19 protein-coding genes are annotated in these 14,095 nt (G+C 41.0%); 13 read left to right on the top strand and 6 right to left on the bottom strand.

The genetic code is table 11. The annotated features are described in order from the left end of the window. Nucleotides 1-21 precede the first annotated feature (21 nt). The 7 genes from RH40_RS18785 (at nucleotide 22) to RH40_RS18755 (ending at nucleotide 5,332) form a co-directional block, all read left to right on the top strand. Nucleotides 22-732 carry a type 1 glutamine amidotransferase gene (locus RH40_RS18785; RefSeq protein ID WP_009603280.1) on the top strand — a complete coding sequence of 237 codons (711 nt, stop codon included), beginning with the start codon at nucleotides 22-24 and terminating at the stop codon, nucleotides 730-732. A 233-nt stretch (nucleotides 733-965) separates the two neighbouring features. Then, complete coding sequence (locus RH40_RS18780) at nucleotides 966-1,400, top strand: bleomycin resistance protein (RefSeq protein ID WP_009603279.1); 435 nt, start codon at nucleotides 966-968, stop codon at nucleotides 1,398-1,400. Between the two features lie 156 nt (nucleotides 1,401-1,556). Further along, complete coding sequence (locus tag RH40_RS18775) at nucleotides 1,557-1,898, top strand: metalloregulator ArsR/SmtB family transcription factor (protein WP_009603278.1); 342 nt, start codon at nucleotides 1,557-1,559, stop codon at nucleotides 1,896-1,898. 12 nt (nucleotides 1,899-1,910) lie between these two features. Beyond that, a complete protein-coding gene (locus RH40_RS18770) occupies nucleotides 1,911-2,912 on the top strand; it encodes an ArsJ-associated glyceraldehyde-3-phosphate dehydrogenase (protein ID WP_009603277.1) in 1,002 nt (333 codons plus the stop codon). A gap of 12 nt (nucleotides 2,913-2,924) precedes the next feature. Then, nucleotides 2,925-3,422: a cyclin-dependent kinase inhibitor 3 family protein gene (locus RH40_RS18765; RefSeq protein ID WP_009603276.1), complete on the top strand. Its 498-nt coding sequence runs from the start codon at nucleotides 2,925-2,927 to the stop codon at nucleotides 3,420-3,422. Nucleotides 3,423-3,468: 46 nt separating this feature from the next. Continuing rightward, a complete protein-coding gene (arsJ, locus tag RH40_RS18760; protein WP_009603275.1) occupies nucleotides 3,469-4,707 on the top strand; it encodes an organoarsenical effux MFS transporter ArsJ in 1,239 nt (412 codons plus the stop codon). A 277-nt stretch (nucleotides 4,708-4,984) separates the two neighbouring features. Beyond that, on the top strand, nucleotides 4,985-5,332 hold the full coding sequence (locus RH40_RS18755) for a hypothetical protein (protein WP_009603274.1): 348 nt from the start codon (nucleotides 4,985-4,987) through the stop codon (nucleotides 5,330-5,332). 115 nt (nucleotides 5,333-5,447) lie between these two features. Here the strand turns inward: RH40_RS18755 and RH40_RS18750 are convergent, their stop codons facing one another. Both RH40_RS18750 and RH40_RS18745 read right to left on the bottom strand, forming a co-directional pair. Further along, nucleotides 5,448-6,185 carry a substrate-binding periplasmic protein gene (locus tag RH40_RS18750; protein WP_009603273.1) on the bottom strand — a complete coding sequence of 246 codons (738 nt, stop codon included), beginning with the start codon at nucleotides 6,183-6,185 and terminating at the stop codon, nucleotides 5,448-5,450. Nucleotides 6,186-6,341: 156 nt separating this feature from the next. Continuing rightward, the gene (locus RH40_RS18745; protein ID WP_009603272.1) at nucleotides 6,342-6,914 is read right to left on the bottom strand and encodes a MarR family winged helix-turn-helix transcriptional regulator; all 573 of its coding nucleotides are present in this window, start codon (nucleotides 6,912-6,914) and stop codon (nucleotides 6,342-6,344) included. A gap of 94 nt (nucleotides 6,915-7,008) precedes the next feature. Here RH40_RS18745 and RH40_RS18740 point away from each other — a divergent pair, with 94 nt between their 5' ends. Then, nucleotides 7,009-7,761: a hypothetical protein gene (locus RH40_RS18740; protein ID WP_009603271.1), complete on the top strand. Its 753-nt coding sequence runs from the start codon at nucleotides 7,009-7,011 to the stop codon at nucleotides 7,759-7,761. Between the two features lie 10 nt (nucleotides 7,762-7,771). Then, nucleotides 7,772-8,320 (top strand): redoxin domain-containing protein, encoded by a 549-nt coding sequence (locus RH40_RS18735; protein ID WP_009603270.1) that lies wholly within the window; start codon nucleotides 7,772-7,774, stop codon nucleotides 8,318-8,320. Nucleotides 8,321-8,398: 78 nt separating this feature from the next. Here the strand turns inward: RH40_RS18735 and RH40_RS18730 are convergent, their stop codons facing one another. Further along, complete coding sequence (locus RH40_RS18730) at nucleotides 8,399-8,932, bottom strand: acyl-CoA thioesterase (RefSeq protein ID WP_009603269.1); 534 nt, start codon at nucleotides 8,930-8,932, stop codon at nucleotides 8,399-8,401. Between the two features lie 352 nt (nucleotides 8,933-9,284). Between RH40_RS18730 and RH40_RS20165 the strand changes: the two genes are divergently transcribed. After that, entirely contained in the window at nucleotides 9,285-10,403 is a 1,119-nt protein-coding gene (locus RH40_RS20165) for a C40 family peptidase (protein ID WP_009603268.1), read from the top strand. A 305-nt stretch (nucleotides 10,404-10,708) separates the two neighbouring features. On the opposite strand, the gene RH40_RS20485 is transcribed toward RH40_RS20165, so the two are convergent. Together RH40_RS20485 and RH40_RS18720 are read right to left on the bottom strand one after the other, a co-directional pair. Continuing rightward, nucleotides 10,709-11,062 carry a hypothetical protein gene (locus RH40_RS20485; RefSeq protein ID WP_081455036.1) on the bottom strand — a complete coding sequence of 118 codons (354 nt, stop codon included), beginning with the start codon at nucleotides 11,060-11,062 and terminating at the stop codon, nucleotides 10,709-10,711. Nucleotides 11,063-11,136: 74 nt separating this feature from the next. Further along, on the bottom strand, nucleotides 11,137-11,337 hold the full coding sequence (locus tag RH40_RS18720) for a hypothetical protein (protein WP_009603267.1): 201 nt from the start codon (nucleotides 11,335-11,337) through the stop codon (nucleotides 11,137-11,139). Between the two features lie 241 nt (nucleotides 11,338-11,578). On the opposite strand from RH40_RS18720, the gene RH40_RS18715 reads away from it, so the two are divergent. The 3 genes from RH40_RS18715 (at nucleotide 11,579) to RH40_RS18705 (ending at nucleotide 13,430) form a co-directional block, all read left to right on the top strand. Continuing rightward, nucleotides 11,579-12,499 carry an arginase gene (locus tag RH40_RS18715; protein WP_009603266.1) on the top strand — a complete coding sequence of 307 codons (921 nt, stop codon included), beginning with the start codon at nucleotides 11,579-11,581 and terminating at the stop codon, nucleotides 12,497-12,499. 34 nt (nucleotides 12,500-12,533) lie between these two features. Then, nucleotides 12,534-12,911 (top strand): acyl-CoA thioesterase, encoded by a 378-nt coding sequence (locus RH40_RS18710; protein ID WP_009603265.1) that lies wholly within the window; start codon nucleotides 12,534-12,536, stop codon nucleotides 12,909-12,911. Between the two features lie 162 nt (nucleotides 12,912-13,073). Then, on the top strand, nucleotides 13,074-13,430 hold the full coding sequence (locus RH40_RS18705; protein ID WP_009603264.1) for a DUF805 domain-containing protein: 357 nt from the start codon (nucleotides 13,074-13,076) through the stop codon (nucleotides 13,428-13,430). Nucleotides 13,431-13,485: 55 nt separating this feature from the next. On the opposite strand, the gene RH40_RS18700 is transcribed toward RH40_RS18705, so the two are convergent. Further along, a partial coding sequence (locus RH40_RS18700; protein ID WP_009603263.1) for an SDR family NAD(P)-dependent oxidoreductase occupies nucleotides 13,486-14,095 on the bottom strand: 610 nt, incomplete at its 5' end.

Below are 14,095 nucleotides of genomic sequence, written 5' to 3'. Positions count from 1 at the left end.
TATTAAGTAAGAAGGCTAGAGATGCGCATCCATTTCATAATCCACGAACATTTTGAGGCTCCCGGTGCCTATGAAACTTGGGCTAGAAAACATCGTCATACCACTACTTACTCACGAGTATATCTAGGAGAACCTCTGCCTCAACAGGTTGAAGAAATTGATTTTTTGATTGTAATGGGAGGGCCACAGAGTCCTGCAACCACCATCGAACAATGCGCTCACTTTGATGCCAAAGGTGAAAAGGCAGTGATTACAAAAGCAATCAACGCAGGGAAAGTAGTACTTGGCGTCTGTTTAGGTGCTCAACTTATTGGCGAAGCATTAGGTGCTCATTATGAGCATAGTCCCGAGCGTGAAATTGGTAAGTTCCCAATCAAGCTAACAAAATACGCTAATACCCATCCACTGTTTGAGCATTTTGGTTCTGTACTGGAAGTAGGTCATTGGCACAACGATATGCCAGGATTAACTCCAGACTCAACAATCATTGCGCATAGTGAAGGCTGCCCGAGACAAATTGTGGCTTATGGTGATTTGGTTTTTGGATTTCAATGTCATATGGAATTAACGAAAGAAGTCGTGGCGCTTCTTATCGAAAATGATGATCTCAGTGAGGCAACAAACTATCGGTTTGTTGATGACCCCGAGGTATTGATGAATCACGACTACGATAAAATGAATGAAAAGTTGTATGAGTTTTTGGATAAACTGATGAAAGCATACCAAGCATAGAGTCCATTGGCGCAAGTCTCGCGTTGGTTGGAAGTTTGAGTATTTTGAAGAGGTCAGTGTGACCTCTTTTTATTCTTAGTTACAAGTTCTCTGAGTCGAAAAGGTCTAGATCTTTGTGGACATTGACTCACTTGCCAGTTTTTTATCATAAGTTATTGTTTTTATATTTATAGTCTGGGCTCTAAAAGCTAAGATAAAAAGCTTGTGGTAAATATTAAAAAGGAAATTAACACATGGAAGAATATTGGAATCCCATGGTTCCTGAATTATCAGTGAGTAACTTTGAAGTATCACTGGCATTTTATGTCGATGTGCTGGGTTTCTCTGTTCGTATAAAACGTGAAAACCCTGATTTTGTCTATTTAGAACAAGAACAGGTGCAAATTATGCTGGAGCAAATAACCGATGAGGGCTGGGTTACCGGTGAGCTTATCGCTCCGCTAGGTCGAGGTGTCAATTTTCAAATTGAGCTAAAAGATTTAGAACCTTTGATACAACGACTGCAACATTTCAAGGTTAAATTGTTCCGTGAATTGAAAGAAACATGGTACGACATTGGCGAAAAATTATCTGGAGAACGTGAGTTACTTGTCCAAGATCCAGACGGCTACTTGTTAAGGTTTACTCAGCACCTCGGAGAAAAACCAAAAGATATAGGCGAGCTGTGAGGCTCTCCACTCGCCTTGTCATGTAAAGCTTATCCTTTCTGTTCTTAGTTGGCCTCATACTCGTGGCCTCGATCTTAATCTTGTGCTGATAACATTGACAATGTAGAAATCTAAAATAATATATACGCATATACATATAAGTTAGGGTTGTGTATGTTGTTACCTCACCAATTTTTTAAATTACTTGCAGATGAAACACGGGTGCGCTGTTTGTTGATGATAGCGCGCGAAGAAAAGGTTTGTGTTGCAGAGCTAACAGTGGCGCTTGATGAAAGCCAGCCTAAGATATCTCGCCATCTTGCTTTGCTGCGCTCTAGCGGGGTAGTGGTTGATATTCGTCAAGGGCAGTGGGTCTTTTATCGTTTGTCTGACCAGCTTCCTGGTTGGATGAAAAAACAAATTAAGGGATTGGTCGAGTCAAATTGCCTGAAACAAGAATATCAGCAAGATATTCAACGCTTATCCGAGATGAAGTCTCGTCCAGACTGTTGTGTTTAAAGGAAAATTAAGATGGCTATTAAAGTAGGAATTAATGGATTTGGTCGTATTGGGCGTTTAGCGCTGAGAGCGTCATTCGATTGGCCTGAGATTGAATTTGTCCAAATCAACGATGTGGCTGGTGATGCAGCCACTTTGGCTCATTTGCTTGAGTTTGACTCAGTGCAAGGACGCTGGCATCACGAAGTGATGAGCGAAGGAAGTGCGATCTTTATTGCTGGCAAAAGCATAGCAACATCACAAGAAAAAGCCATCGATGCCGTTGATTGGTCTGGCTGTGATGTGGTGATTGAGGCGACGGGTAAACACCGTAAATCAGAGTTGTTAAACCAATATCTTCAGCAAGGCGTCAAACGTGTTGTCGTGTCTGCGCCTGTAAAAGAAGAAGGCGTTGCCAATATTGTGGTTGGTGTGAACGAGCACATATTTGACCCTGATAAGCACCAAATTGTCACTGCTGCGTCCTGTACAACCAACTGTATTGCGCCTGTGGTAAAGGTTATTCATGAGAAGTTGGGTATTGAGAAATCATCATTTACCACAATTCATGATTTAACCAACACCCAGACAATCCTAGATGCACCGCACAAAGATCTGCGCCGTGCTCGTGCCTGTGGCATGAGTTTAATCCCAACAACCACGGGATCTGCGAAAGCAATCGTAGATATCTTCCCTGATCTTGAAGGTAAAATTGATGGTCACGCAGTACGTGTGCCACTTGCGAATGCGTCACTGACCGATATTATTTTTGATGTGGAGAAAGAAACGTCGGTAGAGGAAGTTAATACGCTGCTTAAAGAAGCCTCTGAGAATGAATTAAAAGGCATCCTAGGTTTTGAAGCAAGACCTCTGGTTTCTATTGATTATAAAGGTGATAAGCGCTCCACCATTGTTGATGCTCAGTCCACCATGGTTGTGGGTAAGCGCATGGTTAAAATCTATGCGTGGTATGACAATGAGATGGGCTACGCGACGCGCACAGCGGAGCTGGTTCGTAAAGTGGGTCTTGCATAAGGAACAACGACAATGGTACATCCAACCTGGGAACTCCCCATTGACGACAATAAGGCGGCCTTAGTGCTGACTCCTTGCCCCGGCACTAAAGAAGTCTCGTTAGATGACAGTATCGAACAGCTTAAGTCCCAAGGCATTACCATCATTATTACCGCACTGAGCAGTAAAGAGATGCAAGAAAAGGGCGTGGGCGATTTACCTAACGTTATCGAGAAGGCTGGTTTGCGATGGGTTCATGCGCCCATAGAGGATGATGTTGCACCCGATAAGGATTTTCAAACTCGATGGACCCAATGCTCTCCTATGTTACATCAGGCGCTTGCTGATGGTGAGAAAATTGCGATGCATTGTATGGGCGGCTCTGGTCGAACTGGCTTGCTCGCCGCTCATTTATTGCTGGAGAAGGGCTGGGAGCTGCGAGAAATTATTACACATGTTCAGGCACTGCGCCCCGGAGCGTTTACCAAAAGTGTACAAGTGGAGTATATCCACAAGTTTGCGGATCATTAAAACGTGAAAGAGCTGCCTTCGGCGGCTCTTTTTAGAGAGGGTAAATATGTTGGCTAATCTCAACCAAAATATCCGTCAGTATATGTTGGTCACATTTAACTATTGGAACTTTACCGTTACCGATGGTGCGTTACGCATGTTGGTGGTTCTGTATTTCTATGATTTGGGGTATTCAACCTTAGAAATCGCGTCGTTATTTCTTTTCTATGAGTTTTTTGGTGTAGTGACCAACCTCATTGGTGGATGGCTAGGCGCTCGGATCGGCTTGAATCGTACAATGAATATGGGATTGGGGATGCAAATTATTGCACTTTCAATGTTGGCGGTACCTGCAAGTTGGCTCTCTATTCCGTGGGTTATGGCTGCGCAAGCCTTGTCTGGCATCGCCAAAGATCTGAACAAGATGAGTGCGAAAAGTTCAATTAAAGCTCTAGTGCCAGAAAATGCACAAGGTGCATTGTATAAATGGATTGCGATACTTACTGGTTCCAAGAATGCGTTAAAAGGAGCGGGATTCTTCTTGGGTGGTGCACTGCTATCTTTGATCGGTTTCCAATACGCTGTCGCGGTAATGGCATCCGTTCTCTTAGTTGTCTTTATCGGTAGCGTGATAAGTCTTAAGTCGGATTTGGGTAAAGCGAAAAATAAGCCTAAATTCTCAGAAATTTTTTCTAAGTCAACCAGCGTTAATATTTTATCAGCGGCGCGCATGTTCTTGTTTGGGGCACGTGATGTATGGTTTGTTATTGCACTGCCTATCTACTTGGGGTCAGTGTTCAGTTGGAGCCACAGTGCAGTGGGCGCTTTTCTGGCGATTTGGGTTATTGGTTACGGTATCATTCAAGGCCTAGCACCAAAGATAACAGTAAGGAAATCAGGGCATGCACCTGACGGAAAAGTAGCAACCATTTGGGCTCTGATGTTGTCGTTAGTGACTGGCTTGATTGCTTATAGTGTTCAACTACAATGGCACCCAGAGTGGGTTATTGTTGTTGGGCTGCTGATTTTTGGGGCCGTGTTCGCGATTAACTCCTCTCTTCATTCATATCTAATCGTAAGTTATGCAAAAGGCGATGGTGTGTCATTAGATGTAGGTTTCTACTACATGGCGAATGCGATGGGGCGTTTAATAGGAACGGTTCTATCGGGATGGGTATTTCAGGTATGGGGCTTCTCTGCTTGTCTCTGGGTGTCCTTCGCTTTTTTGGTATCGACCAGCATAATTTCGCTTTGGTTACCAAAAGTGACACCGCAAAGCTTAGCTCAAGACAAACTAGTCAAATAGTGATATTAAGTATGGATATCTGTGAGCATCATGGGTATTCATCTTCTGCTTTCAACCTCTATCAAGGCTCTGCTTTTGTTCCATGAACACTATTTAGAGTCTTTCTTCTTCCTGTCGTTTTTCCATAACATCAAGATATCGACTTCATAAGCTTATGAACGCCTATTTTACAGAATGGCATTTATAATGCTGTTGGCCAGACACGCACTTTTTGGGTGCTGGGGCTTGTCTTTGTCACTGTTCGTGACTCTTTTTAATCATAAACTAAGGAAAGTCGATGTTAAAAACTAAAATCTCTTACTTGTTGGGCGCGGTAGCCATTCTTGCTACTAGCTACAGTCTTCACGCGGAGTCTCCATACAACAAAGGTTATGAAGTGGCATGTCTTGATGGCGCCGTTGAATTGTATGCGGAGTCTATCACTCTTGATGAAAAACTCATTATGTATAACTTTATTAGCGAGATAGCGCATAAACAAGATAGCTCAGATGGTACGTTGACAAAGAGGGATTTTCTAAATTTATCGCTCGCTTTGATCCTCGAATCTAATGATTCAGGTTTTGAACAAGTATTGGCACCGATAGTGGGGCAATGTGCTGCATGGTTTCCTGAGCACAGCGAGTGAGAACTAGGGCAGTGGTTAATTTGAACCAAATTATGGGAAGAACATTTTAATCTCTCATTGGTAACCCAAGTATTTTGATGTTACTTGGGTCTAACAATAGGCGTTTGATGACTAGCTACTTCTTCAAAATATCACTGTAATTGTGAGGCAAATATTGGAGGTAGAGTTTATCCATAGTGCCATCGTCAATCATCTGACGGATGATTTCATCATAGGCTTTCAATATCGCTGTGTGCTGTTTGTTAAACGACAAGTATAGGTTGGTGGAGTCTATCTCAGGTTCTAACTTTCGTATTTTTATGTTGAGCCTTTCAGCTAGCAGTGGCGCACCGTATGTGTCGAGAACAACATAGTCGTAACGTTTCACCTTCAATTTGATCAATAGTTGCTCATCGGTGGAAGATAACTCTTTATCCCAGCCTCTGTAGTTCTTAATACGTTCCGTGTAATCATAACCTCTTACAAACCCTACTGTTTTCCCAACAAGTGATTCCCATGAAAATTTGGTCTGATCAAAGTCGTCTCGTACATAAACAGCGAGCGTGTACTTGGTTGCAGGGTATTGACCTTTGATTAGCCGATCACCGATTAAAGAATTATCTAAAATGGCGTCGTATTTACCATGCTTGACATAAAATTCACAGCGGGGCCAAGGGATTGAATCGATGACTACGCTGACATCAAGGCGACGAAACGCTTCCTTGATAATATCGTGACTCAACCCTGTCACTATGTTGTTATTTTCAACGTAGGTGAAAGGGGGCCACTCTACACCACAAAGCTTAAGAGTCTCTTTTGCACATGAACCTGCAACCAAAAAAGAAAGGGCGATGAGTAAAAATAATCTTTTCACGAAACTCCCCCCTTTTGGTACTGACTTAAGCTATTTTTTATCGGAACTCCTGTCCATTATAGTATTTTGATCTAGATCCTTGTAATTACATAACATCTTTCACCTAGATTTACTTGGCTCAAGACGTAATTTAAGTTAAAGGAAAAAATTTCGATGTTATTCAAGGTGCTCAATACAAATCAATTCGATATCTTCAGATGAGAGAGGTAATTGAGTTAGGCCACACAGATGAGCACCTCCGGATAAAGGTTGATTGTGCCGGCAAGTCGCACATACGCCAAAGGTATGTAAGCGGTTTTCAGTCTGAATTGAACGAAGCAAAAGCTGTAACTGTTGTTGTAATGCTATGGTGTCGATGTCTGATCCCATCTTTGTGCTGGTACTGATTGCTCGCTGCATTAATGGCGGTGGGAACACAGCTTTAATTAACTCTTTGCCCTGTGGCGAAACAACCAAATGTGTAACCCGTTTATCTATTATGTCAGGCTGTTTAATCAGGTATCCTTTAGTTTCTAGTACTTTAAGGCTCTGAGAAACGGTGCCTTTTGTTAAACCTAAATATTCCGTCACGGCTTTTGGTGTATCAGAAAATCGATTACAAATTGATAAATAGTACAAGGCTTCAAAATGGATAGGTTGAAGTCCATAAGGCGTTAAATCGGCCCGAACCTCATTTCTGAGCAGGTTACCGACTCTATCGAGAAGGTGATATAAAAGTTCTGTATTCATGAATTAATAGTATCGACTAAAAACAATATTGACAAGTGAGTTTTTATCCGTTTAAACTATTTGGTATCGAGTCGATACTATTAAGGAAAGAACGATGAAAATTTCTAAATTAGGTTTATCTATATTGGCGGCATCGGCAGTAGCAAGCTCTGGTCAGGTGTTCGCGCACTCAAACCACACGGGTGGTATTCAGTCTAAGACCAGCTCTGGTACATTGGCACCGTTCGACATTATTCACACCAAAATCTCAACCAAAGGCAATGTTGCGACTTTTCATATGGCGGTGTCCGAGCGAGCGGGAGATATCAAGCCCACACCAACAGGTAAACTTGCGGGTAGTGATGTATTCTCTTACGTTTGGCCGACAACTCTCAACAGTAGTGAGGTTGGTTTTGATGATAATGCAGGGATACTTGCACTAGCGGTTACTTCTCACCCAGATTTTGATGACACGCCATTGTATGACGAAAATGGTGATGGAGATAAAGCGAACGATGGTGATGTCTGGCACAGCCATTGGGTGGTTCTTGAACCCAATGAACAGTGTGGGCCTGGCGCACTTGGTGTGGTTAATATTCCTGAGGGTGCGACACCCAAATTACCCAAGACTTGGCCGGGTTTGCCTATCTTGATTGATAGTCCTGATTACAAACCCAACTTCAAAGGTAATTCGGTGAATGTAAGCGTTCAGTTTGACAATGTAGAGGCACTGAAATTAGCAAAATTTGATGGAGTCACGTCAGGTCTTAGAGTAAATGCGAGTGCACACTCACCTTTGCTTTGCGTGGTTGATGTTTTCGATGTTGCATCCGGTGATTTATCACTACCGGGTAAAGTGAATCAATAGGAGAATTACCATGAGTCAATGGCCAAAAGCTCCAGAGCTCAGAGTATCTAGTTGGTTAAACACAGATACTCCTCTATCTCTTAATGATTTAAAAGGGAAAGTCGTCGCTTTACACACATTTCAGATGCTTTGTCCCGGCTGTGTAAGTCACGGACTACCGCAAGCTGCCAAGTTGGCGCATTTCTTCCAGCAGGATGATCTGGTAGTGATTGGGTTACATACTGTTTTCGAGCATCATGAAGCTATGCAGCTTGAATCACTTAAGGCATTTGTGCATGAATATCGACTGCATTTTCCAATTGCTGTCGATGCTCCCTCGGGAGGGTCCATACCTATCACAATGAATGAGTATGGATTAGCAGGCACACCTGGATTGGTTCTTATCGATAAATTGGGTCAGATCAGGTTTACTCATCATGGCACTATCGATGACATGTTACTCAGTAAGATGGTGTCATCCTTACTGGGAGAAGTGACGGCAAATGATGATAATTTGAACTTCAATAAAGATGATCCAAGGTCAAACAGTTCGGGTAGCGAGAAATGCTCAGTGAGCTGAACCTCATCACGAGCACGCATCAAAGTAAAGGTGCGTGTTCGAGCTATCAAGTTACAGAGGCGAACAAGAACAATAAGTTTATTGTTCAACATGAGGAGGCCAACATCGACCCTCCTCATTTTCAATCCAGTTGGATAGCCATTCCTCTGGAGGCAAGATTTCAGCGCCGTTACCAAAGGCCTCTATGACTTCTTCTGTTGCGACTAGCCCACCTTTACATGTCACCGCCGTCCGGATCGTCATGGAGCAGCAAGGTTTCCCTTTTACCCACATTGATTGCTCGAGATAAACCCATTTTTTATCAATACCTACAACACGAGTATACATAGTAACTTTATCGAACATTCTGATTCTTTTTCTATACATGATAGAGCTACCAGCAACCACAACGGCCCACTTATTTTTCAGTAAAACAGGCAGTAATCCACACTTTGAGATGAGTGAGAATCGACCTAAATCAAAGAGGGTAATCATACGTCCGTTGTTCATTTCCATGAAAATATCGATGTCCCAAGGCCGACAACGAAATGTCATTGAGTCTTGGCTCAAATAGGTGAGTTTTTCTTTTCTCGAGAGAACAATGGTGTTGATTAGTCTAAAAAATGGGTACATTTTCTCACCCCTGTTGCAGTAGTTTCGATATATCACCGCAACAAATAGTAACAGGATTGTTAATTCACATCTAATATTTGAATTGGCCAAATTTTCAAATTGTTGTCTAGTTTGCAAAGTACACTATTTTTATTGAATCTAGGGGCTGTTGACCTCTCGAGATGATTTTTGTAGCAATTTAGGACTTTGTATTTCCCCTGATAATCATTCGATACGATAAGTATTTTTATGAAATTATGCTTAATGTAGTTTTACAGCACACTGACTTTCAAATAAAGGAGTAGAGTTACATTCAGTGCAGTTTCGCCTTGAGCGGTGGTCTCTTTATGGCTTATTCACTGTAGGAGTTTTAATGTCTATTTCTCGTCACCTTGTATTTTTACCTTTGCCTGCACTTCTATTGGTAGGATGTGCGAATGTGCCCAACAACTTAAACAAGGCTGATAGCGTGACTCATCAGACCATACCGCACGATGTGTCCAAGGAGTCAGACGAAACAAAAGAGCAAATAAGATCTGAAAGTGTGCAACGTCAGAATATGATACCGACAGAATTGAGCCATGCTGAGCAGATCGCCTATAAAACAAGCCTGATTAACAGTTATCAGACTTGGGCAGGTACACCTTACCGTTACATGGGCAATAGCTCTGACGGTATTGATTGTTCAGCATTTGTACGTCAAGTATACAAAGGTGCACTTGGCGTCCACTTGCCAAGAACCACTTTGGGCCAAGTGAAATTGGGCGAAGCCGTGGATAAAGAGAATTTGCAAGTTGGCGACTTGGTTTTCTTTAAAACCGGTAAGAACGAGAGGCATGTCGGTATCTATCTAAACGACAATCAATTTATTAGCGCGACCAGTAGTCGTGGTGTAGCAATGAGTGATTTGAGCCACAGTTACTGGGTGAAAAATTACTGGCAAGCACGGCGTCCTATATCGAATGATGAGGTGATAAAGGATCTGGAAAATGCTCTCAATACGCGAACCCAAAGTATCAATCAAAATGTTGAGCAAATAGTGGTCGCAAGAATTGCCCAAGAAAAGCGAGAAAAATTACAAAAAGAGGCTCAAATCAGGAGAAATAAGACAGAAAAACAATCCGCTTCTCATCAGGAAATATTCGCTAATAAACAAGGAGAAGCCTTTCACGCTTGTTCTATGAAGGACCACTGGGTAGAGTACAAGGTTAAGTCTGGTGATAGCCTTGGGAAAATAGCCAAACATTTCTCTGTATCAGTACAAAAGATTAAACAAGATAATCATTTAAAGGATGATATCATTCAGATTGGCCAGGTACTGAAGGTACATTTCTCTGATTATCCACCACAATTTGAATATACGGTAAAAGCTGGCGACACTTTATCCGGTATTGCTCATGCTTTTCATACTTCGGTCAAAGAGATTAAAGAGATTAATCGCCTGAAATCCAACGTTATCCAATACAAACAAGAACTGAAGCTTCCTTGTTAAACAATTATTTCGGGAAGTAATTTTTGAGTAGAATACAAGACCCTCGAAGACTCACCTCATCTTCGAGGTGAGTCTTTATCAAACCAATTTTAAGCTACTTAGGCGGCCACATTGATCGGCAGTTGTTCGAATATCCCTAGTGTAACTTATGCGAATTAATGTATTGATTGATGATTGGGAGGGTTAGCCGATAAACTTGTCCTCGTGAATTTTTTGTCTCTGATGTTGCTACTAAGTTCTTTTGGATTTTCATTCTTCAAAAGTAAGTTAACTGATATCATAAGAGCTGTAAGACGCTCCTTTCATTAACCAACAATACGGACGACATGATAGTTTCCATCACGATGGATAACTGAAAATTGACTATATGATGTACCAATAGATGTGTACGGCTTGGCAATAATGTCACCATTGTCAGTATGAACAGTTGCATTGATTTCTCTGATTAGGCATATCCCTCTGCCAGAGCCAGTCCATGTTTTATACCCAAGTGACTTCAAAATGCAGGATTCAGAGCGATACCACAGTGTTGAGTTCAAGGAAAATAACGCAGCGGAATAGTGAGCTCTTACCAAGTTATTTGACGATGAAATCGGCGCTGTGGCACGCCCCCGAAGGGCGAGTTGTCTTGCTTTACATACGTCGTTACCGATTTTCAATTTAGATGACTAGATTGAAAATCGTTGCCTTGCCTGTAAAGCAAACCATTCTCGCTGAACCTTGCATCTTGAGGTTACTTGGGTATATCGATACCAATATGAAAGTTACGATCATAGCAGGTTCTAAAGCTTACTCTTCCCGAGATAAAGTATTGGGTTGAATTAATAACAGCGATATCAGGGTAAGTATTAATGTCTTTATTACCAATAAATGGTTTGTAATATTGAGAGGCTGCAGTTGAAGTAAAGAGGAATAGAAGCATTAATTTTTTCATATCTACAATATCTTTTAAAATTATTAATATGTGAAAATATCATCAAAGTAAAAATTTACTTTATTTTTAAAATTGACTTTTTATTTATATATATAGAATATAAATCAATTTTCTTTTGATTGTTATATTTGTTTTTAGTTTATTTTGTCATCTATTTTAATGTTTGTTGTGATGTGATTACTGGTATGTATATCAATCTAATTATATTATCCGCTGTCTTGAAAAATAGGAAATATATTAAATGGACATACAAAAAAAGTTCGAGCATGCGATTATTGTAGAATGTGAATTGGGCGGTCCCCACAACGGTGCATCTATGGCTGGACGTGCATTCTTCTCGCAGTTTGAACAGAGAACCAATGTGCGGGAAACGATTACAACACCAATTCGAAAGGTGCGCCAAAGTAATACGCCTAAGGCTCATTACTTGAGTGATATTAATCATTGTTTGAGAGATATTTCTGAAGCAGTAGTTAAACACTACAAGCAATCACCAGAGTCACGCTTATTGGTTGTGGCGGGGGATCATAGCACAGCATGTGGGACTCTAGCAGGCCTAAAGCGTGCCCATCCTAAATCGAAAATCGGTACGATTTGGATTGATGCCCATGCCGACATTCATTCTCCTTATACAAGTCCAAGCGGAAATGTTCATGGGATGCCAGTTGCAGCGGCAGCGGGTGATGATCATATTGATTTTAAGATAAAAGAGCTTGATGAAGAAACAATAAAGCTTTGGGAAGCAACCAAAGATATTTGCCAAAATTCAATTGAGTACAACAATCTTATATATATTGGTATACGTGATCTAGAAAAAGCCGAATGGGATGTTATCGCGAAAAACAACATTAATCATTATAGTGTTGATGCAATTGAAAATAGAAACTGCAGTGAAGTTTGCAGTGAAATATTTTTATATTTAGAACATTGTGACATTATTTATATTTCATTTGACATCGATGCTTTGGATAAAAAATATGTTCCGGGGACAGGAACACCCGTTAAAGACGGCTTGTCTCTAGAGAAAACACAAGAATTAATAAATAAACTTTGTCAAAATGATAAGGTAAAGGCGCTAGAAGTTGTTGAGATCAACCCCCTTCTAGACTCTTATAATGAGACAGCTAGCCGTATCACCAATATGCTTGCTAAAGCTATTTAATTATTGAATATTGCTATATCAATGAGAAGTGGCCATGTACGAAAAAAAATATATTATAAAAATAGGCACTAGCGAGGAATTGATACCTGTCAATAGCGCCCAATTTATGCAGTATTTAGAATGGTGTCGTTATTCATTTATGCAAGATAAAATGGGTATTGATCTTGATTTAATGTCATCCAAAGGCATTATTTATCACTTAGTAAGTTGTGCTATCGATGTTTATCACCCTCTTTTTCACTTAGATAAGATTCGTGTTACTTGCGATTTTCTGGAAGGAGAAAAAGAAAACTCTTTTATTTTTGAACAACAGATCGTAATGGATGGTCTTATTTGTGTAAACGCTCGAATTGCTTTTATTCGTGTAGAACATTCTCCTTTGACGAAAAGAACAGATATGATCTTTGTATAGATCCTACTTGCCGATTCAACCATCAAAAACTTGGAAGGAGTTCAGTATTTTGATGGTTAAGTTGGCCTTGTTACTTCTTCTCATCAACCATTCTCGCTGAACCTAGCATCTTGAGGTTACTTGGGTATACTGTGCAAATTGTTACGATAGAGGTTTTTATTTATGAGAGAGTGTATAGATTGGTATCTAGGTGTTTGGCAGCAATTTTTTGTGTTTAATGGGAGAGCACGAAGAAAAGAGTTCTGGTCGTTTTTTTTGTGTCATTTGATTATTTCCATTGCCTTAACTGCTCTTAGTGGTCTGTTCGGTATTGGACTATTGAGTGCTATATACGGTCTGGCTGTTTTTATACCAACAGTTGCTGTTAGTGTTCGTCGATTACATGATATTGGTTACGCGGGTTGGTGGGTCTTACTCGGCTTAATACCTTTTGGTATTTTTGTGTTGTTGATTTTTCTTGCACTTGAAGGACAGCATAGTGCTAACCAATATGGACAGAATCCAAGAGCGATTTCTTAAACTCTCTATTTCTTCTATCCACTTGTAGGTTTCTTTTTTTGACGCTAATCGGGTACTACCAAGGCAGAGTACCCGTTTCTAAGCATACATAATCCCGGTGCTTTAATTGATTTTTCTCTACTAATTGTACTATTTTCTTCGCAGAATCTGATGGTGCGATATGCGCATCTGTCCATCCCATACGTGTAAGTAGGCGGCCAGGGTGAACAGCGACCACTTTTATGTTCATATCCTCCAAGTCATCTGCTAAACAGAGCGTCAACATGTTTTGTGCCGCTTTTCCTATACGGTAAGAATAAGAAACACCGCTGCCTTTTGTTTTCAGCTCTGATTGAATTTTCATTGAGCCACGACGAGAGCTTATATTGATGATGATTGGTTGCGGGGATTGTTTGAGTGCATCAAGACTCCCTTTGACTGTTGATAGTGCGGACACACAGTGGGTCTCGAATTCTTTACGTAAGTATTCTGCTTGGGTTGAGCCAAGAGTTGGATCCTTGGTGACGGTTCCTGCATTATTAATTAATACATCAATGGTAGCTTCTCCAAGCCATGGCTCCAACTTTGACTCATACTCATCACACGTTACGTCACTAACTAAGATATTCGCATCGGGAAGTTTTTCTGAAACCGCTACTTTTGCAGACTCAGTCCGTACAACAAGG

The organism is Vibrio caribbeanicus ATCC BAA-2122, from assembly GCF_000165125.1.
In the GTDB taxonomy this organism is placed as follows: Bacteria; Pseudomonadota; Gammaproteobacteria; order Enterobacterales; family Vibrionaceae; genus Vibrio; species Vibrio caribbeanicus.
This window is presented reverse-complemented; position numbering and strand designations above follow the sequence as displayed.

Bases quoted from the DNA above. Each gene is read 5' to 3' on its own strand.
- RH40_RS18785 (WP_009603280.1), top strand. From the start codon at position 22: ATGCGCATCCATTTCATAATCCACGAACATTTTGAGGCTCCCGGTGCC.
- RH40_RS18780 (WP_009603279.1), top strand. From the start codon at position 966: ATGGAAGAATATTGGAATCCCATGGTTCCTGAATTATCAGTGAGTAAC.
- RH40_RS18770 (WP_009603277.1), top strand. From the start codon at position 1,911: ATGGCTATTAAAGTAGGAATTAATGGATTTGGTCGTATTGGGCGTTTA.
- RH40_RS18765 (WP_009603276.1), top strand. From the start codon at position 2,925: ATGGTACATCCAACCTGGGAACTCCCCATTGACGACAATAAGGCGGCC.
- arsJ (WP_009603275.1), top strand. From the start codon at position 3,469: ATGTTGGCTAATCTCAACCAAAATATCCGTCAGTATATGTTGGTCACA.
- RH40_RS18755 (WP_009603274.1), top strand. From the start codon at position 4,985: ATGTTAAAAACTAAAATCTCTTACTTGTTGGGCGCGGTAGCCATTCTT.
- RH40_RS18745 (WP_009603272.1), bottom strand. From the start codon at position 6,914: ATGAATACAGAACTTTTATATCACCTTCTCGATAGAGTCGGTAACCTG.
- RH40_RS18740 (WP_009603271.1), top strand. From the start codon at position 7,009: ATGAAAATTTCTAAATTAGGTTTATCTATATTGGCGGCATCGGCAGTA.
- RH40_RS18735 (WP_009603270.1), top strand. From the start codon at position 7,772: ATGAGTCAATGGCCAAAAGCTCCAGAGCTCAGAGTATCTAGTTGGTTA.
- RH40_RS18730 (WP_009603269.1), bottom strand. From the start codon at position 8,932: ATGTACCCATTTTTTAGACTAATCAACACCATTGTTCTCTCGAGAAAA.
- RH40_RS20165 (WP_009603268.1), top strand. From the start codon at position 9,285: ATGTCTATTTCTCGTCACCTTGTATTTTTACCTTTGCCTGCACTTCTA.
- RH40_RS18720 (WP_009603267.1), bottom strand. From the start codon at position 11,337: ATGAAAAAATTAATGCTTCTATTCCTCTTTACTTCAACTGCAGCCTCT.
- RH40_RS18715 (WP_009603266.1), top strand. From the start codon at position 11,579: ATGGACATACAAAAAAAGTTCGAGCATGCGATTATTGTAGAATGTGAA.
- RH40_RS18710 (WP_009603265.1), top strand. From the start codon at position 12,534: ATGTACGAAAAAAAATATATTATAAAAATAGGCACTAGCGAGGAATTG.
- RH40_RS18705 (WP_009603264.1), top strand. From the start codon at position 13,074: ATGAGAGAGTGTATAGATTGGTATCTAGGTGTTTGGCAGCAATTTTTT.